The organism is Massilia sp. X63 (assembly GCF_041023745.1).
Classification (GTDB): Bacteria; Pseudomonadota; Gammaproteobacteria; order Burkholderiales; family Burkholderiaceae_D; genus Telluria.
Genome location: NZ_JBFTEF010000011.1, coordinates 87,935 through 105,301, shown reverse-complemented (window position 1 = coordinate 105,301; position 17,367 = coordinate 87,935). Strand labels below are relative to the sequence as shown.

The window sequence follows — 17,367 nt, the reverse complement described above, 5'->3', positions numbered from 1 at the left end:
TCAACCAGGACAAGCAACATGAAAAAAATCATCGCAGCCGCATTTCTCAGCCTGGCCGCCTTCGGCGCCTCGGCGGAGCGCGCCGATTCGCTCAAGCAGGCCGTGATCAACTTCGACACGCTCGACGTCGACGAGGTCACGCAGACCCGCATCCTGACCGGCAACGTCGTGCTCACGCGCGGCACGCTGGTGCTCAAATCCGACCGCGCCCTGGTCAAGGAAACGCCGGAAGGTTACATGAGCGTGACGCTCACGGCCAACAGCGGCAAGCTGGCCACCTTCCGCCAGAAGCGCGACGGCGGGGCCGACCTGTGGGTCGAGGGCCAGGCCCAGCGCATCGAATACGACGAGCGCGCCGAGCTGGTGAAGCTGTTCACCAACGCCGAGGTGCGCGAACTGGAGAACGGCCGCATGACCAACGAGATCAAGGGGCCGTTCATCTCCTACGACAACCGCCGCGAAGTCGCGCAGGTGCGCAACGACGCCAGCGGCGCCAGCAAGGTGGGCGGCGGGCGCGGCACCCTGATCATCGCGCCGCGCCGCACCACGGCCCCAGCCAGCGAAGGCGCCAAGCAATGACCGAAGCGATGAGCGCAAGCACGACGACACTGGCGCGCGAAGGCTGCAGCACCCTGATCGTCAAGGGCCTGCAGAAGAGCTACGGCAAGCGCCTGGTGGTGCGCGACGTGTCGCTGCAGGTGGAATGCGGCGAAGTGGTCGGCCTGCTGGGCCCCAACGGCGCCGGCAAGACCACCTCGTTCTACATGATCGTGGGCCTGGTGCCGTCGGACGCCGGCAGCATCGACATCAACGGCACCGACATCTCGAGCCTGCCGATCCACCGGCGTGCGGTGCTGGGCCTGTCCTACCTGCCGCAGGAAGCCTCGGTGTTCCGCAAGCTGACGGTGGAGGAGAACATCCGCGCCGTGCTGGAACTGCAGCGCGTGGACGGCAAGCCGCTGTCCAAGGACCAGATCAACGAGCGCCTCGACACGCTGCTGGCCGAACTGCAGATCGAGAAGCTGCGCGAGAACCCGGCGCTGTCGCTGTCGGGCGGCGAGCGCCGGCGCGTGGAGATCGCGCGCGCGCTCGCGACCAATCCGCGCTTCGTGCTGCTGGACGAACCCTTCGCCGGCGTCGACCCGATCGCGGTGATCGAGATCCAGCGCATCGTGCGCTTCCTGAAGGAGCGCAACATCGGGGTCCTGATCACCGACCACAACGTGCGCGAGACGCTCGGCATCTGCGACCGCGCCTACATCATCAACCAGGGCGCCGTGCTGGCCTCCGGCCGCCCCGACGACATCATCGCCAACGAATCCGTACGGCGCGTGTATCTCGGCGAGCATTTCAGGATGTAATCAAGAGCATCGGGCATGAAACAGTCTCTCCAGCTTCGCACTTCGCAGCACCTGGCGCTCACGCCGCAACTGCAGCAGTCGATCCGGCTGCTGCAGCTGTCCACGCTCGAACTGCACCAGGAGATCGAGCAGATCCTGTCCGACAACCCCTTGCTGGAACGGCTCGACGACCCGCTCGACCGCTCGGTGCGGCTGCTGGCCGACGGCGCGATCAACAACGCGCCGGCCAATGGCGAGGCGCCGCAGCCGCAGCCGGGGCAGGAGCCGCAGGAAGGCGCCAAGCCGGAGGCCGAGGGCGTCGATGACGGCGCCCACGGCGCCGACAGCGCACACGGCGAGGCCGAGGGCGACTGGGGCATGGATGGCGGCGGCGCGCGCGGCAGCGACGACGAAGACGGCCGTCCGCAGCTGGAAGCCGAAGGCATCACGCTGCGCGAACACCTGGCGGAGCAGATCCGCCTGACCGGCTGCGGCACGCGCGACCGCGCGCTGGCCGAACTGGTGATCGACGCGCTCGACGACAACGGCTACCTGGAAGAACCGCTCGACGAGATCCACGCGCGCCTGCCGGCCGAACTCGAGATCGAGATGGACGAGCTGCGCTGCGCGCTGGCGTTGGTGCAGAGCCTGGACCCGATCGGCGTCGGCGCACGCAGCGCGGCCGAATGCCTGGCGCTGCAGATCCGCCGCATGCCGGGCGTGCCCCTGGTGACGCGGCGCCTGGCGCTGAAGATCGTCGAGGGCTATCTCACCTGGTTCGCGCAGCGCGAATACACCAAGCTGAAAAAGGCGCTCGACTGCGACGACGAAGACCTGCGCGAGGTGCAGGCCGTGGTCCGCCAGTGCAACCCGCATCCCGGCGCCGCCTTCGGTGGGGGCGTGTCGGACTACGTGGTGCCGGACGTGATCGTGCGCCGCGCCAAGGACGGCTGGCAGGTAGCGCTCAACCCGGAGGTGATGCCGAAGCTGCGCGTGAACGCCCTGTACGCCAACCTGCTCAAGCAGGGCAGGAGCGAAAGCCAGATGGGCGCGCAGCTGCAGGAAGCCAAGTGGCTGATCAAGAACATGCGCCAGCGTTTCGATACGATCCTGCGCGTTGCCGAGGCAATTGTCGAGCGCCAGCGTAACTTTTTCAGCCACGGTGCGGTTGCCATGCGCCCCCTTGTGTTACGTGAGATAGCTGATACACTAGGCCTACACGAGAGCACAATTTCCCGTGTCACAACGCAGAAATACATGCTGACCCCGCACGGCATGTTCGAGCTGAAGTACTTCTTCGGAAGCCATGTCGCCACCGAAGCGGGGGGAGAAGCCTCCTCGACGGCGATCCGCGCGCTCATTGCGCAATTGACAGGAGCAGAAGACCCTAGGAACCCTTTATCCGACAGCAAGATCGCGGAGATGCTCGGGGAACAAGGTATGGTCATTGCGCGCCGGACGGTTGCCAAGTACCGTGAAGCGCTCAAGATTCCGCCCGTCAGCCTCCGCAAATCCTTGTAATCTGCACTGCCCACACTTGCCTTGTGGCGCGGGCAGCGCGACATCTCAAAGGAGTGTGTATGAACCTCACAATCAGCGGCCACCATCTCGAAGTCACCCCCGCCATCCGTGAATACGTTCAGAATAAGCTCGAGCGCATCACCCGCCATTTCGACCACGTGATCGACACCCACGTGTTCCTCGCCATCGATAACCTTACCGAAAAAGAAAAGCGGCAGAAAGCCGAGATCAATCTCCAGGTATCGGGCAAGGTCCTGCATGTGGCCAGTGCCGCGCAAGACCTCTACGCGGCGATCGACACGCTGATGGACAGGCTGGACAGACAGGTTCTGAAACACAAATCCATGTTGCAAAACCATAATCACGTGGCGCACAAGCGCCTTCCGGACAACGGAGAAGCTGCCGCTGCGTAACGCGTTGTTTGCGAACCAGCCGTAGCACAACAGCAAGGGCGTCTAAGGGGGCGCCCTTTTTGCATCTGTACGGCGCTGTTACTTTTCTGCGCTTCCGGTTTTACGCCGGAGTTCTGTAGAATGCATGTCTTTTCGACCACAGAACACCATCATGACCGACTACGTCCTGACCCGCGTGGCCAATCGCACCGGCGTCATCACGCTCGACCGGCCGAAGGCCCTGAATTCCCTCTCGCTCGACATGGTGCGTTCCCTGACCGCCATCCTGCTGCGCTGGAAAGACGATGCCGGCATCGACGCTGTGGTCATCACCAGCACCAGCGAAAAAGCCCTGTGCGCGGGCGGCGACATCCGCTTCTTCCATGAGATGGGCCATGTGGGCCCGATGGGCGGCAGTGCCCTGCTGGAAGACTTCTTTACCGAAGAATACGCGCTGAACCACCTGATCCATTTCTATCCGAAGCCGTACATCGCGCTGATGGACGGCGTGGTGATGGGCGGCGGCATGGGCATCGCCCAGGGCGGTCCGGATTGCGGCCTGCGCATCGTGACCGAGCGCACCAAGATGGCCATGCCCGAGGTGAACATCGGCCTGTTCCCGGACGTGGGCGGCAGCCACTTCCTGTCGCACGCGCCGGGCCAGCTGGGCCAGTACCTGGGCCTGACCGGCCTGACCATCGGCGCGGCCGACGCGCTCTACGTGGGGCTGGCCGACGTGTTCGTGCCGTCCGCGGCGCTGGCCGGCCTGAACGCGCTGGTCGAGTCGACCCCGGGGGCGGACCTGCCGGCGGCGATCCGCAGCTACGCGGCGCAGTATGCGGCGCAGCTGGGATCGAGCGAGCTGCAGGCGCAGCGCGGCGTGATCGACGCGCATTTCGGCGCCGCCTCGGTGGCCGCGATCATGGCCTCGCTGGCGCGCGACGAGAACCCGTTCGCGCAGAAGGCGCTGAAGGCGATGCGCCAGCGTTCGCCGCTGATGATGTGCGTGACCCGCGAGCTGTTGCTGCGCGGCGCTGCGCTGGACGTGGCGGACTGCCTGCGCATGGAGCGCAACCTGGTGCGCCGCAATTTCGAGCACGGCGAAGTGCTGGAAGGCGTGCGCGCGCTGGTGATCGACAAGGACAATGCGCCGAAGTGGAATCCGGCGACGCTGGAGGAGGTTCTGCCGTCGATGGTGGCGCGCTTCTTCGAGCCGGTGTGGCCGGAGTATGCGCACCCGCTGCGGCATCTGTCCTAGCCAGGCTGGCCGGCTTCGCCGGCCGCGCGCTCAACTCACGCCGACGCGTGCTTCGGCTGCTCGCGATGGCGCACGATCACGCGTTCGGTGGCCCCGAAATAGGCCCCCAGCCGCTCCGCCATGTACACCGAGCGGTGCTGGCCGCCGGTGCAGCCCACCGCCACCGTCAGGTAGGACCGGTTGTCGGTCTTGAACGAGGGCAGCCATTTCTCCACGAAGGCGCGGATGTCTTCCAGCATTTCGGCAGCGCTCGGCTGGGCGTCGAGGAAGGCGATCACCGGAGCGTCCTTGCCCGTGAGCGGGCGCAGCGCCAGGTCGTAATAGGGATTCGGGATGGCGCGCACGTCGAACACGAAGTCGGCGTCCAGCGGCACCCCCACCTTGAAGGCGAAGGATTCGAAGAACAGGGTCAGCGGCGCATGTTCGATGTCGGCCAGTTCCTTGATCCAGGCACGCAGCTTGTTGGCCGACAGTTCCGAGGTGTCGATCACGTGGCCCAGGTTCTCGATCGCCGACAGGCGCTCGCGTTCTTCGGCGATGCATTCGATCAGGGTACGGCGCGAGGCCGGGTTCTCGCCGGGACGCAGCTCGTGCGACAGCGGGTGGCTGCGGCGGGTCTCGGAAAAACGCGCCACCAGCGAATGCGTGCTCGAGGTCAGGAACATGACCTTGACGTTGTGGCCTTCCTCTTTCAGGTGGCGCACGCTCACCGGCAGCTCGACCAGCGATTCGGCGCTGCGCGCATCGACTGCGACGGCAATCTTCTCGGTGCCTTTTTCACTGACCGCGTAGACCAGGGCCGGCAGCAGGGCCGGCGGCAGGTTGTCGACGCAGTAGTAGCCTGCGTCTTCCAGGACGTTCAGGGCAACCGATTTGCCCGAGCCGGAAATACCGGTAATGAGGACGATGTGCATGGGCGGGATGATACCCCAAATGGGTCAGTCGCCGCTCATCGCCTGACGTTGTCGCTCCATGAACTCCTGCAGGGTATCGATGCCGCGCAGCTGCAGGATGGTGTTGCGCACGGCGGCCTCCAGCAGCACCGCGATGTTGCGGCCGGCCGCGACCGGAATCACGACCTTGCGGATCGGCAGGCCGAGTACGTCTTCGGTCGGGTGATGGAAGGGCAGGCGTTCGACTTCCTCGTCGAGCGCGCCGCGCTTGACCAGGTGCACGATCAGCTTCAGGCGCATCTTGCGGCGCACCGCGGTCTCGCCGAAGATGGCCTTGATGTCCAGCAGGCCCAGGCCGCGCACTTCCAGCAGGTTCTGCAGCAGCGGCGGGCAGCGGCCCTCGATCATGTTCGGCGCGATGCGCGAGAATTCCACGGCGTCGTCGGCCACCAGGCCGTGCGAACGCGAGATCAGTTCCAGGCCCAGCTCGCTCTTGCCCAGGCCCGAGTCGCCGGTGATCAGCACACCCACGCCCAGCACGTCCATGAAGACGCCGTGCATGATGACGCGCTGCGCCAGCTTCTTGGACAGGTACACGCGCAGGAAGTCGATCACCTGCGCCGCCGGCAGCGGGGTCGAGAACAGCGGGATGTTCTGCTCGTCGCAGATGGCCAGGATGTCGGGCGGCGTTTCCAGCCCCTGCGCGATGATCAGGGCCGGCGGGCCGCCGCCGATCAGCTCGCCGATCACGTGGGCGCGTGAGCTCGATTTCAGGCGGGTGTAGTAATTGAGTTCCTGGTGTCCGAACACCTGGATGCGGCCCGGGTGGATCAGGTTCAGGTGGCCGACCTGGTCGGCGGCCGAGGCCGCATCGCCCGCGATCTGCCGCTCGCCGCCGGGGAAACCCGCGAACCAGCCCAACTGGAGGCTGTCGCGGTTGTCGTCATACAAGCGCTGGATGGTCAGCGGGGTCTGCAGCATGGGCATGTCGTTCCGTACGCGGCGAATTGCCGCGTAGACAGTTTAGCCCAAAGCTTGCAGGCTGGGCTGCCAGTTGATGATGCGCTCGTGTACCGACTTCGGATCCGGATCGGTCGCCAGTGCGTGGCGCACGGCTTCGTCCGAGAACAGCTCGGCGATTTCCGACAGGATCTCCAGGTGCTGCTGGGTGACGTGGTCCGGAATCAGCAGGAAGAACAGCAGGCTGACCGGCTGGCCGTCCGGCGATTCGAAGGGAATCGGTTCCTTCAGGCGCACGAAGGCCGCCAGCGGCGATTTCAGGCTCTTGGAGCCCTTGATCCGTCCGTGGGGCACGGCAACACCATGGCCGAGGCCAGTGGAGCCGAGACGCTCGCGCGCGAACAGGTTGTCCGACACCGTCGAACGGGCGATCCCGCAGTTGTTTTCGAAGATCAGGCCAGCCTGCTCGAATGCACGTTTCTTGCTGGAGACTTCCAGGTCCAGCTGCACGTTTTCGAGCGAAAGGATTTTGCTAAGGTTCGTCATGACTAGTGTGCGGTGCACAGGGTAGCTGCTTGCGAGGCGGAATTATAGGCCGGTTTCATGGCAGTGACATTCGATTTCGCATCTGTACGGGCATACAGTCAGCTACATGGGGACGATATCGCAAAAACGTAGGGTTTTGCTATGAGGTCGCTTTATGACAAAACGCAATTTCTTAAACGAAATTTGGCGGAAACCGCTGGAAATGCAGGTTATGCAGGCTTCATACCGTCTTTTAGACGCATTCTGCCCGATTTTTGTGCAGTCTTTTTCGGTGCTGTTTTGATATCGGAAAATCGAAACGGGTGTGGCTGAAAACGCACAGCCGGCTTGCAACTGTGCGGTGTTTCGGGTTACTGGCGCGCGGTACGCAGGTTGCCGGGCTTGCCGGTGCTGAAATTGGCGCGCCAGGGGTTGATGTCGAGGCCGCCGCGGCGGGTGTAGCGGGCGTACACCGCCAGCTTGGTCGGCTTGCACTGGCGCAGCACGTCCATGAAGATGCGCTCGACGCACTGCTCGTGGAATTCGTTGTGCTCGCGGAAGCCGATCAGGTACTTGAGCAGGCCTTCCTGGTCGATCTGCGGGCCGACGTAGCGGATCTGCACGGTGCCCCAGTCCGGCTGGCCGGTGACCAGGCAGTTCGACTTCAGCAGGTGCGACACCAGGGTTTCCTCGACCGGCGCTTCGTCCATGTTCGCGCTCAACAGCTGGGGCGAGGGCAGGTACTGGTCGATGTCGACGTCGAGGCGGTCGAGCAGGGTGCCGTCGAGTTCGCCCATCTTGAGGCTGCCGAAGGCGTCCGGCGTGGTGATCGTGACGTGGACCGGCGCGCCGAAGGCTGCGGACAGATCCTGGCGCAGCAGCTCGACCAGGGCGTCGCTGCCGGCCACGCGGGTCTGGTTGAAGGAATTCAGGTAGAGCTTGAACGACTTCGATTCGACGATGTTGGGCGAATCGGCGGGGGCCGTGATGGTGGCGATCGCCACCTGCGGCTTGCCGCGCATGTTCAGCCACGACAGCTCGTAGGCGTTCCAGATGTCGACGCCGAAGAAGGGCAGGGTGCCGGCGCCCAGGCCGATCTCTTCGCGCTTTTGCAGGCGCGGGATCGGGAACAGGAGCTCGGGGGCGTACTGGCTCTGGTACGCGGAGGATTTGCCAAGAGGTGACTGATCAGGAGTATTCATAGAAAACATGGGTACTTGTGGCACCCGTAGGGTGGGCAGCTTTGCTGCCCACGCGTTCAACGAAAGATTGCGTACGCGCGGCATGGGTAACACTGCGGTACGAACATTGGGTTCCGGCCTGCGCCGGAACGAGGTTTTAGCGCGAGTAGCCGAACTTCACCGACACTCAGCGCATCTTGTATTTGGCGAGGGCTACGAGCCCAAAAACAATTTGTACACCGGGTTGCTGCTCTCGTCCCAATACCGGTAGCCCAGCGTCGCCAGGAACTGCCGGAACTCGTCCATCTCCGCCGCCGGTACCTGCAGGCCGACCAGGATGCGTCCCACGTCGCCGCCCTGGTTCCGGTAGTGGAACAGCGAGATGTTCCAGTTCGGCGCCATGCTGTCGAGGAAGCGCATCAGGGCGCCCGGCCGTTCGGGAAACTCGAAACGATACAGCAATTCGTTCTCGGCCAGCGTGCTTTTTCCGCCCACCAGGTGGCGGATGTGCAGCTTGGCCATCTCGTCGTGGGTCAGGTCCAGGGTGCGGAAGTCGTGCTCTTCGAAGGTGCGCGCCAAGAGGCCCGATTCGTTGCGGCTGCCCACCTGCACGCCGACGAAGATGTGCGCTTCGCGCGCGTCGCTGATGCGGTAGTTGAACTCGGTGACGTTGCGCGGGCCCACCAGCGCGCAGAAGCGGCGGAAGCTGCCGCGCTGCTCGGGGATGGTCACCGCGAACACGGCTTCGCGCGATTCGCCCAGCTCCGCGCGTTCGGCCACGAAGCGCAGGCGGTCGAAGTTCATGTTGGCGCCGCAGGCCACCGCCACCAGGGTCTCGCCCTTGACCGGATTCTTCGCCATCTGCGAGCGTTCCACGTAGGCCTTGGCGCCGGCCACCGCCAGCGCGCCGGCCGGTTCCAGGATGCTGCGCGTGTCCTGGAACACGTCCTGGATCGCGGCGCAGATCGCGTCGGTGTCGACGATGATGATCTCGTCGACCACCTGCTGCGCCACGCGGAAGGTCTCTTCGCCCACCAGGCGCACCGCGGTGCCGTCCGAGAACAGGCCGACGTCGGTGAGCGTGACGCGCTGGCCGGCCTTCAGGCTCCTGGCCATCGCATCCGAATCGATGGTCTGCACGCCGATCACCTTGATGTCCGGGCGCACCGCCTTCACGTAGGCGCCCACGCCCGACACCAGGCCGCCGCCGCCGATGGCGACAAAGATCGCGTGGATCGGGCCCGAGTGCTGGCGCAGGATCTCCATGCCGATGGTGCCCTGGCCGGCGATGACGTCGGGGTCGTCGAAGGGATGGACGAAGGTCAGGCGCTGCTCTTTTTCCAGCAGCAGCGCGTGGTTGTAGGCGTCGGTGTAGGAATCGCCGTGCAGCACCACCTCGACGCTGGCGCCGCCGCGCGACTTCACCGCGTCGATCTTCACTTGCGGGGTGGTGGTCGGCATCACGATCAGGGCGCGGCAGCCGAGGCGCGCGGCCGACAGGGCGACGCCCTGCGCGTGGTTGCCGGCCGAGGCGCAGATCACGCCGCGCTTCAACTGCTCGGGCGTCAGGTTGGCCATCTTGTTGTAGGCGCCGCGCAGCTTGAAGCTGAAGACGCTCTGCATGTCTTCGCGCTTGAAGAAGATGCGGTTGTTCATCCGCCCCGACAGCGTCGGCGCATATTCGAGCGGGGTTTCTTCGGCCACGTCGTAGACGCGGGCGGTCAGGATTCTCTTGAGGTAGTCGGTAGTCATGGTCGGCAATCGGTCTACTGCAGTGCTGCAATGCCGGCAGGGGATGGGCCGGCGGTCCGGACGACGCACACTGTGTTGCTCGGAGGGTGACCGGGGCCAAGTGGCGATACGGCGCGCTGGATGGCAGCCTCGGCGTATCGTGTCGTTACGATAGGTGATCCTCATTATAATGGACACTTATCGCTATTGCTCAACGCCCCTTCCCTGATGATCGAAAACGCCGTCCACTGGCTGCTGAACGTCCTCGCCGCGCCGACCGTCGGCCTGACTTCCATCTTCGTCATCAGCTTCGTCTCGGCCACCCTGCTGCCGCTCGGATCGGAACCGGCCGTGTTCGCGGTGGTGAAGGCCAACCCGGCCATGTTCTGGCCGGCCATCCTGGTGGGCACGATCGGCAACACCCTGGGCGGCGCGGTGGACTACTTCGTCGGCTACCGCGCCAAGATCGCCTTTGCCAAGGAGCGCCAGAGCCGCTGGTTCGGCTGGCTCAAGAAGTACGGCGCCAAGACCATGCTGCTGTCCTGGGTGCCGGGCGTGGGCGACCCGCTGTGCACGCTGGCCGGCTGGCTGCACCTGCCGTTCTGGCCGAGCGTGATGTACATGGCGATCGGGAAGTTCGCGCGCTACGTGACCATGACCGCGATCCTGCTGTACATCCCGGATGGATTCTGGAAGACCGTCGGCGCCTTCTTCGAGCGCCTGATCGGCTGAGCAGGCCACCGGAACATGGCGCTAGAATGCCGGGCTAGCTACCCCGGACACGACATGGACCACACCAGCCTGCAGCCCTACCTTTCCAGCAGCACCTGCATCGATGTCGAGGATCCGGACCTCCAGGCGCTCGCCCGCCGCCTGGCCATGCCGGCACGCGCCACTACCGATATCGTGCTGGCCTGCTTCGAGTTCGTCCGCGACGAGATCGCGCACAGCGCCGACTTCCGGCGTAATCCGGTCACTTGCCGCGCCTCCGATGTCCTGCGCCACCGCACCGGCTTCTGCTACGCCAAGAGCCACCTGCTTGCGGCCCTGCTCAGGGCAAACGGCATCCCGGCCGGATTGTGCTACCAGCGCCTGGCGACCGGCGACGAGGCCGCGCCGTATTGCCTGCATGGGCTGAACGCAGTCTACCTTGCCGCGCATGGCTGGTACCGGCTCGACCCCCGAGGCAACAAGCCCGGCCTGGAGGCCCGTTTCGATCCGCCGCGCGAAGTCCTGCCGTTCACGCCCGGCAAGGCGGGGGAGGGCGACCTGCCCGGCATCCTCGCCGAGCCCTTGCCGGTCGTGGTCGGGGTGCTGGAAAGCTGCGCGACCTACGACCAGGTGCTGGCGGCGCTGCCCGACGCTGCCCTCCCTGCGTGAGGACGACGCCAGTACGGCGCTGTATCATGGCGCCATGAACAAATCTCCAAGCCTTCTTTCCCTGTTCGCCGCACTCGCCGCCCTGGCCGTGTTCGGCTTCTTCGGCGCCAAATACATGCTCAGCTCGCACTCTGAATCGACCATGGACCAGTTGCGCGTCGTCTGGCCCGCCATCGCGACCATGCCGGAGCCGGAGCGCGCCTTCCTGGTGGAGCTGGCGCTCACCTGCAATGTCGTCACACGCCAACCGGTGCGTGCCGAGGTGGTCGACTGCCTGCGTTCGGTCGAGATGAATGCGGCCGCTACCGAGCGGCTGGACCGTCTGCTGGCCCAGGCGCCCGCACCGCGCTGAGCGCCTATCCGGGATCAGACCATTTGCAAGAGGACACATTGTTCCTCTTGTGTAATATCAGTTTTCTGTCGGAAAACTTTACACTGACATTTCTCCCAAAAGTTAAGGTCTTGATTCGGCACACATAATTTTTCTGGCATAAAAATTGCATATAGATAATAAACGATTCGTTAGTGCAAGTTTTCTGTGCTGTTCAGCGCACCCAACACCGGCGAATGTCACAAGTCCTGCAATTTAGTCCTGAAAGAAAAACATGATGAAGATTCACCACTCCCTCAAAGCCGCCGTCGCCGCCGTCCTGCTCGGCGCTGCTTCCCATGCCATGGCCGGCGTGGTCCAGGTGAGCGCAACCGGCCTGCCAACGAACAACTACCTGACTGCCGGCACCTACCAGGGCAGCTTCAACCTGGACGGTGTCCTCGGCCTGCCGAGCGCCTACAGCATCGACAGCCTCAGCTTCAGCTTCAAGTTCGTCGACGACGGCGCCGACGACTTCAGCAGCCTGGCCGGCAACGCGACCGGCAGCACCACCACCTTCAAGGTCAGCGGCAGCGGCAACAACCGGATCGCCACCACCACCACCACCACCGTGGTGCCGGTGACGAAGACCGGCGAGCAGGAATCGGTCAAGCTGTCCTTCGGTAACGTGGATTTCTTCGGCCAGACCTCGGCAGCAACCAGCACCTCGGACCCGGTCACCACGTTCCAGCCGGCAAAAGACGCCGGGACCGTGTGGGCCAAGAATAACGGCGTGAAGTGCACGACCCAGGAGGTGATCGATCATGACGCTTCGTGCAAGGAAGTGAAACACCAGACCGTCGAGGCTACCCAGAGCACCACCACCACCACCGACTACAGCGGCATGTTCACGATCCAGGGTTCGCTGCTGGCCAACCTGCTGCAGGACAAGGCGCTGAACTTCAGCTTCGACATCGGCGGCGACCTGTACCTGGCAGCGGCAACCCTGAACGTCGGCTTCACCGAGGAAGCGAAACCTGCGGCATCCGTCAATGTGCCGGAGCCGACCTCGGTGGCGCTGTTCGGCATCGCCCTGGCCGGCCTCGCCGGCCTCGCCGGCGTGCGCCGCAAGCACAGCGCCTGATACAGCGCGCCGACCCTGGCGCGCAGGCCCGTGCGACGGGCCATCGAACACCTTGCAGCGCGCGAGCCTGCAAGGTGTTTTCACATGCAGACCTTATGCAATATGCTCTTATTTGCCTGTGTGCAAATGAATGACAGCGTATTGGCGTCCCGTGCAAAGGAAATTTGCATTTTTCGTCCTCGCTTGGCATTTCCTTGCGTGGGGTGTGATCGGTTTTTTATGCCCCGCCGACGTGGTGCACCGCAATAAGCTAGAATGAACGTCCTTCGGACTCGTCCGACCGACGCTAGCAATCCATGAACGCGCCCGCACACATACATACCCTGCTCGCCGACAATGCTCCTGCACGCCTGCGCGAGATCCCCTACAACTACACCTCGTTCTCCGATCGCGAGATCGTGATTCGCCTGCTGGGGGAATCGTCCTGGCACCTGCTCGACGAGCTGCGCGGCGCGCGCCAGACCGGCCGCTCGGCGCGCATGCTGTACGAGGTGCTGGGCGACATCTGGGTGGTGCGCCGCAATCCCTACCTGCAGGACGACCTGCTGGACAATCCCAAGCGCCGCCAGAAGCTGATCGACGCGCTGCATCACCGCCTGGGCGAAGTCGACAAGCGCCGCCTGAGCGTCGACGCGGCCGAAGGCGACGCCGACGCCTCCGCATCGAGGAGCGCCGCGGTCGAACAGCTCTTGGCGGCCGCCCGCAAGGCCGTCGACGATTTCGCGCGCGAGTTCCGCGAGACCTACGACCTGCGCAAGCGCGCGAAGCAGGTGCTCGGCGCCTACACGGATAAACGCAACATCCGTTTCGACGGCATGCACCGCGTCTCGCACGTCACCGACGCCACCGACTGGCGCGTCGAATACCCCTTCCTGGTCCTGCTGCCCGACAGCGAGGAAGAGATGGCCGGCCTGGTCAAGGGCTGCATCGAACTGGGCCTGACCATCATCCCGCGCGGCGGCGGCACCGGCTACACCGGCGGCGCAATTCCGCTTACGCCGATGTCGGCCGTCATCAACACCGAGAAATTGATCAAGCTGGGCGAAGTCGAGATGACCCGCCTGCCCGGCGTGGACCGCGAATACGCGACCATCCATACCTACGCCGGCGTGGTCACCCAGCGCGTGTCGCAGGCAGCGGAAAAAGCCGGCTTCGTGTTCGCCGTGGACCCGACCTCGGCGCACGCCTCCTGCATCGGCGGGAACATCGCCATGAACGCGGGCGGCAAGAAGGCCGTCCTGTGGGGCACGGCGCTCGACAACCTGGCATCCTGGCGCATGGTCGACCCGAACGGCGACTGGCTCGACGTCACGCGCATGGACCACAACCTGTCCAAGATCCACGACGCGCCGGTGGCCACCTTCAAGCTGGAGTGGACGCATCCGACCGAGCGCGGCGCGGTGAAGGGCGAGCCGTTCCGCACCGAGACCCTGAGCATCGAAGGTAAGCGCTTCCGCAAGGAGGGCCTGGGCAAGGACGTCACCGATAAATTCCTGGCCGGCCTGCCGGGCATCCAGAAAGAGGGCACCGACGGCTTGATCACCTCGGCGCGCTGGATCCTGCACAAGATGCCGAAGTTCACCCGCACCGTGGCGCTGGAGTTCTTCGGCCAGGCGCGCGACGCAATTCCGTCGATCGTCGAAATCAAGGATTACCTCGACGGCCTGCCGAAGAACGGCGACCCGGCCTTTTCCACCATCCGCCTGGCGGGCCTGGAACACCTGGACGAGCGCTACCTGCGCGCGGTCGGCTACGCCACCAAGTCGAAGCGCGGCGTGCTGCCCAAGATGGCGCTGTTCGGCGACATCGTCGGCGACGACGAGAACGCGGTGGCGATCGCCGCCTCGGAAGTGGTGCGCCTGGCGAACACCCGGGTCGGCGAAGGTTTCGTCGCCGTGAGCGCGGAAGCGCGCAAGAAATTCTGGCTCGACCGCGCCCGCACCGCCGCCATCGCGCGCCACACCAACGCCTTCAAGATCAACGAAGACGTGGTGATCCCGCTGAACCGCATGGGCGAGTACACCGACGGCATCGAGCGCATCAACGTCGAGCTGTCGATCAAGAACAAGCTGCAGCTGGCCGGCGAGCTGCGCCAGTACCTGTCGAACGAGCACCTGCCGATCGAGAAGAGCGACGACGCCACCGGCGACACCGTCGACCGCGCCGAGATCCTGGGCGACCGCCCGCAGCAGGCGGTGGCGATGGTGGAACTGGTGCAGGCGCGCTGGGGCTTCATCCTGGCCAACCTCGACCAGAAGCTGGTTGATGTGCGCGGCAAGCTGGATGAACTGGGCCTCGACCATCTTTCCTCGACCCTGGACCAGCGCATCGGCAGCCAGCCGGACGCGCTGCTGTTCGACGTGGTGCAGGACCACAGCATCCGCGTCTCCTGGAAGCAGGAGCTGCGTGCGCCGCTGCGCCAGATCTTCAACGGCGCGGCCTACAAGTGCATCCTCGACGAATGCACGGCGATCCACAAGCGCGTGCTGCGCTCGCGCGTGTTCGTGGCCCTGCACATGCATGCGGGCGACGGCAACGTGCACACCAACCTGCCGGTGAACTCGGACGACTACGCGATGCTGCAGGATGCGCATGCGGCGGTCGAACGCATCATGCGGCTGGCGCGCTCGCTGGACGGCGTGATCTCGGGCGAGCACGGCATCGGCATCACCAAGCTCGAGTTCCTCACGGACGAAGAGATCCGCGAATTCCGCGACTACAAGACCCGCGTCGATCCGGAAGGCCGCTTCAACAAGGGCAAGCTGCTCAACACGACGGCGGTGTCGGCCGACCTGCGCAACGCCTATACGCCGTCCTTCGGCCTGATGGGCCACGAGTCGCTGATCATGCAGCAGAGCGACATCGGCGAGATCGCCAACAGCATCAAGGACTGCCTGCGCTGCGGCAAATGCAAGCCGGTCTGCACCACCCACGTGCCGCAGGCGAACCTGCTGTACTCGCCGCGCGACAAGATCCTCTCGACCTCGGCCCTGATCGAAGCCTTCCTGTACGAAGAGCAGACCCGCCGCGGCGTGTCGATCAGGCACTGGGAAGAATTCGAGGACGTGTCCGACCACTGCACCGTGTGCCACAAGTGCGTGACGCCGTGCCCGGTCAACATCGACTTCGGCGACGTCTCGATGAACATGCGTAACCTGCTGCGCAAGATGGACAAGCGCAGCTTCAAGCCGGCCCAGCGCGCCGGCATGTTCTTCCTGAACGCGACCGACCCGACCACCATCAACGCCACCCGCAAGGTGATGGTCGAGTGGGGCTACAAGGCCCAGCGCATGGGCAACCAGCTGCTGCGCGGCTTCGCCAAGCCGCAGGTGGAAGCCCCGCCCCCGACCACCGGCAAGGCGCCGGTGCGCGAGCAGGTGATCCACTTCATCAACAAGAAAATGCCGGGCAACCTGCCGAAGAAGACGGCGCGCGCGCTGCTCGACATCGAGGACGACAAGGTCATCCCGATCATCCGCAACCCGAAGGCCACCAACGCCGATACCGAGGCGGTGTTCTACTTCCCGGGCTGCGGTTCGGAGCGCCTGTTCTCGCAGGTGGGCCTGGCGACCCAGGCGATGCTGTGGGAAGTGGGCGTGCAGACCGTGCTGCCGCCGGGCTACCTGTGCTGCGGCTATCCCCAGCGCGGCGCCGGCCAGTACGACAAGGCCGACAAGATGGTGACGGATAACCGCGTGCTGTTCCACCGCATGGCCAACACGCTGAACTACCTCGACATCAAGACGGTCGTGGTGTCGTGCGGCACCTGCTACGACTCGCTGGCGAACTACGAGTTCGACAAGATCTTCCCGGGCTGCCGCCTCATCGACATCCACGAATACCTGATGGAGAAAGGGGTGAAGCTGGAAGGCGTCACCGGTACCCGCTACATGTACCACGACCCCTGCCACACCCCGATGAAGATGCAGGACTCGCTCAAGACCGTGAATGCGCTGGTCTCGACCGTCGACAAGGTCAAGATCGAGAAGAACGACCGCTGCTGCGGCGAGTCGGGCACCTTCGCCGTCAGCCGCCCGGACATCGCGACCCAGGTGCGCTCGCGCAAGCAGGACGAGATGGAGAAGGGCGCCGATAAACTGCGCGACGACGGCTTCAAGGGCGAGGTCAAGATCCTGACCAGCTGCCCGTCCTGCCTGCAGGGCCTGTCGCGCTACAACCATGACTCGGGCACCACCGCCGACTACATCGTGGTCGAGATGGCGCGCCACCTGCTGGGCGAGAACTGGATGCCGGATTACGTTGCCCGCGCCAACAACGGCGGCATCGAAAGGGTGCTGGTATGACGAAGCAGGCCGGATGCGAACTGTGCGAACTGAACGCCCCCGTGGCCTGGCAGGGCGGGAAGTTCAGCGTGATCATCGTCGACGACGCCAACTATCCGGGCTTTTGCCGCGTCATCTGGAACGAGCACGTGCGCGAGATGAGCGACCTGGCGCAGGAAGACCGCCTGCTGCTCAACGATGCGGTGTTCCGCGTCGAAGAGGCGGTGCGCGAGGTCATGGCGCCGCTGAAGGTCAACGTGGCCAGCCTCGGCAACGTGGTGCCGCACCTGCACTGGCACGTCATTCCGCGCTATGCGGACGACGCGCACTTCCCGGCGCCCGTATGGGCCCAGGCCGCACGCCAGACCGATGCGGCAACGCTTGCCGCGCGCCGCGCACTGCTGCCGCAACTGGCCGCCGCCATCGCCAGGCACTTCAACGAATAAGAG

16 protein-coding genes are annotated in these 17,367 nt (G+C 64.7%); 11 read left to right on the top strand and 5 right to left on the bottom strand.

The genetic code is table 11. The annotated features are described in order from the left end of the window. Positions 1–18: 18 nt before the first annotated feature. The 5 genes from lptA (at position 19) to AB3347_RS19780 (ending at position 4,511) form a co-directional block, all read left to right on the top strand. Positions 19–579, top strand: coding sequence for a lipopolysaccharide transport periplasmic protein LptA (gene lptA, locus AB3347_RS19800; RefSeq protein WP_369093434.1), 561 nt, complete (start codon positions 19–21; stop codon positions 577–579). Further along, positions 576–1,361, top strand: coding sequence for an LPS export ABC transporter ATP-binding protein (gene lptB / locus AB3347_RS19795; RefSeq protein ID WP_369093433.1), 786 nt, complete (start codon positions 576–578; stop codon positions 1,359–1,361). Before lptA ends, lptB begins: the two co-directional genes overlap by 4 nt. 15 nt (positions 1,362–1,376) lie before the next feature. Next, on the top strand, positions 1,377–2,861 hold the full coding sequence (locus tag AB3347_RS19790) for an RNA polymerase factor sigma-54 (protein ID WP_369093432.1): 1,485 nt from the start codon (positions 1,377–1,379) through the stop codon (positions 2,859–2,861). A 59-nt stretch (positions 2,862–2,920) separates the two neighbouring features. Then, entirely contained in the window at positions 2,921–3,274 is a 354-nt protein-coding gene (raiA, locus tag AB3347_RS19785; RefSeq protein ID WP_369093431.1) for a ribosome-associated translation inhibitor RaiA, read from the top strand. 151 nt (positions 3,275–3,425) lie between these two features. Continuing rightward, positions 3,426–4,511 (top strand): enoyl-CoA hydratase/isomerase family protein, encoded by a 1,086-nt coding sequence (locus tag AB3347_RS19780; protein WP_369093430.1) that lies wholly within the window; start codon positions 3,426–3,428, stop codon positions 4,509–4,511. A gap of 35 nt (positions 4,512–4,546) precedes the next feature. Here the strand turns inward: AB3347_RS19780 and rapZ are convergent, their stop codons facing one another. From rapZ to ilvA, 5 genes are all read right to left on the bottom strand, one after another. Then, entirely contained in the window at positions 4,547–5,425 is an 879-nt protein-coding gene (gene rapZ / locus AB3347_RS19775; RefSeq protein WP_369093429.1) for an RNase adapter RapZ, read from the bottom strand. 24 nt (positions 5,426–5,449) lie between these two features. After that, on the bottom strand, positions 5,450–6,385 hold the full coding sequence (gene hprK / locus AB3347_RS19770; RefSeq protein WP_369093428.1) for an HPr(Ser) kinase/phosphatase: 936 nt from the start codon (positions 6,383–6,385) through the stop codon (positions 5,450–5,452). Positions 6,386–6,427: 42 nt separating this feature from the next. Then, complete coding sequence (locus AB3347_RS19765) at positions 6,428–6,910, bottom strand: PTS sugar transporter subunit IIA (protein WP_369093427.1); 483 nt, start codon at positions 6,908–6,910, stop codon at positions 6,428–6,430. A 350-nt stretch (positions 6,911–7,260) separates the two neighbouring features. Then, positions 7,261–8,091, bottom strand: coding sequence for an NADPH-dependent 7-cyano-7-deazaguanine reductase QueF (gene queF / locus AB3347_RS19760; RefSeq protein WP_369093426.1), 831 nt, complete (start codon positions 8,089–8,091; stop codon positions 7,261–7,263). A gap of 192 nt (positions 8,092–8,283) precedes the next feature. Next, a complete protein-coding gene (ilvA, locus tag AB3347_RS19755; RefSeq protein WP_369093425.1) occupies positions 8,284–9,822 on the bottom strand; it encodes a threonine ammonia-lyase, biosynthetic in 1,539 nt (512 codons plus the stop codon). Between the two features lie 207 nt (positions 9,823–10,029). Between ilvA and AB3347_RS19750 the strand changes: the two genes are divergently transcribed. The 6 genes from AB3347_RS19750 to AB3347_RS19725 all read left to right on the top strand — a co-directional run bounded on the left by AB3347_RS19750 (position 10,030) and on the right by AB3347_RS19725 (position 17,364). After that, entirely contained in the window at positions 10,030–10,533 is a 504-nt protein-coding gene (locus AB3347_RS19750; RefSeq protein ID WP_369093424.1) for a YqaA family protein, read from the top strand. A 54-nt stretch (positions 10,534–10,587) separates the two neighbouring features. Continuing rightward, a complete protein-coding gene (locus AB3347_RS19745) occupies positions 10,588–11,181 on the top strand; it encodes a transglutaminase family protein (protein WP_369093423.1) in 594 nt (197 codons plus the stop codon). A gap of 34 nt (positions 11,182–11,215) precedes the next feature. Further along, positions 11,216–11,533, top strand: coding sequence for a hypothetical protein (locus AB3347_RS19740; protein WP_369093422.1), 318 nt, complete (start codon positions 11,216–11,218; stop codon positions 11,531–11,533). Positions 11,534–11,789: 256 nt separating this feature from the next. Continuing rightward, a complete protein-coding gene (locus AB3347_RS19735; protein ID WP_369093421.1) occupies positions 11,790–12,635 on the top strand; it encodes a PEP-CTERM sorting domain-containing protein in 846 nt (281 codons plus the stop codon). Between the two features lie 296 nt (positions 12,636–12,931). Then, the gene (locus tag AB3347_RS19730; protein ID WP_369093420.1) at positions 12,932–16,939 is read left to right on the top strand and encodes a DUF3683 domain-containing protein; all 4,008 of its coding nucleotides are present in this window, start codon (positions 12,932–12,934) and stop codon (positions 16,937–16,939) included. Further along, positions 16,936–17,364: an HIT family protein gene (locus AB3347_RS19725; protein ID WP_369093419.1), complete on the top strand. Its 429-nt coding sequence runs from the start codon at positions 16,936–16,938 to the stop codon at positions 17,362–17,364. The genes AB3347_RS19730 and AB3347_RS19725 overlap by 4 nt, the downstream gene beginning before the upstream one ends. Positions 17,365–17,367 lie beyond the last annotated feature (3 nt).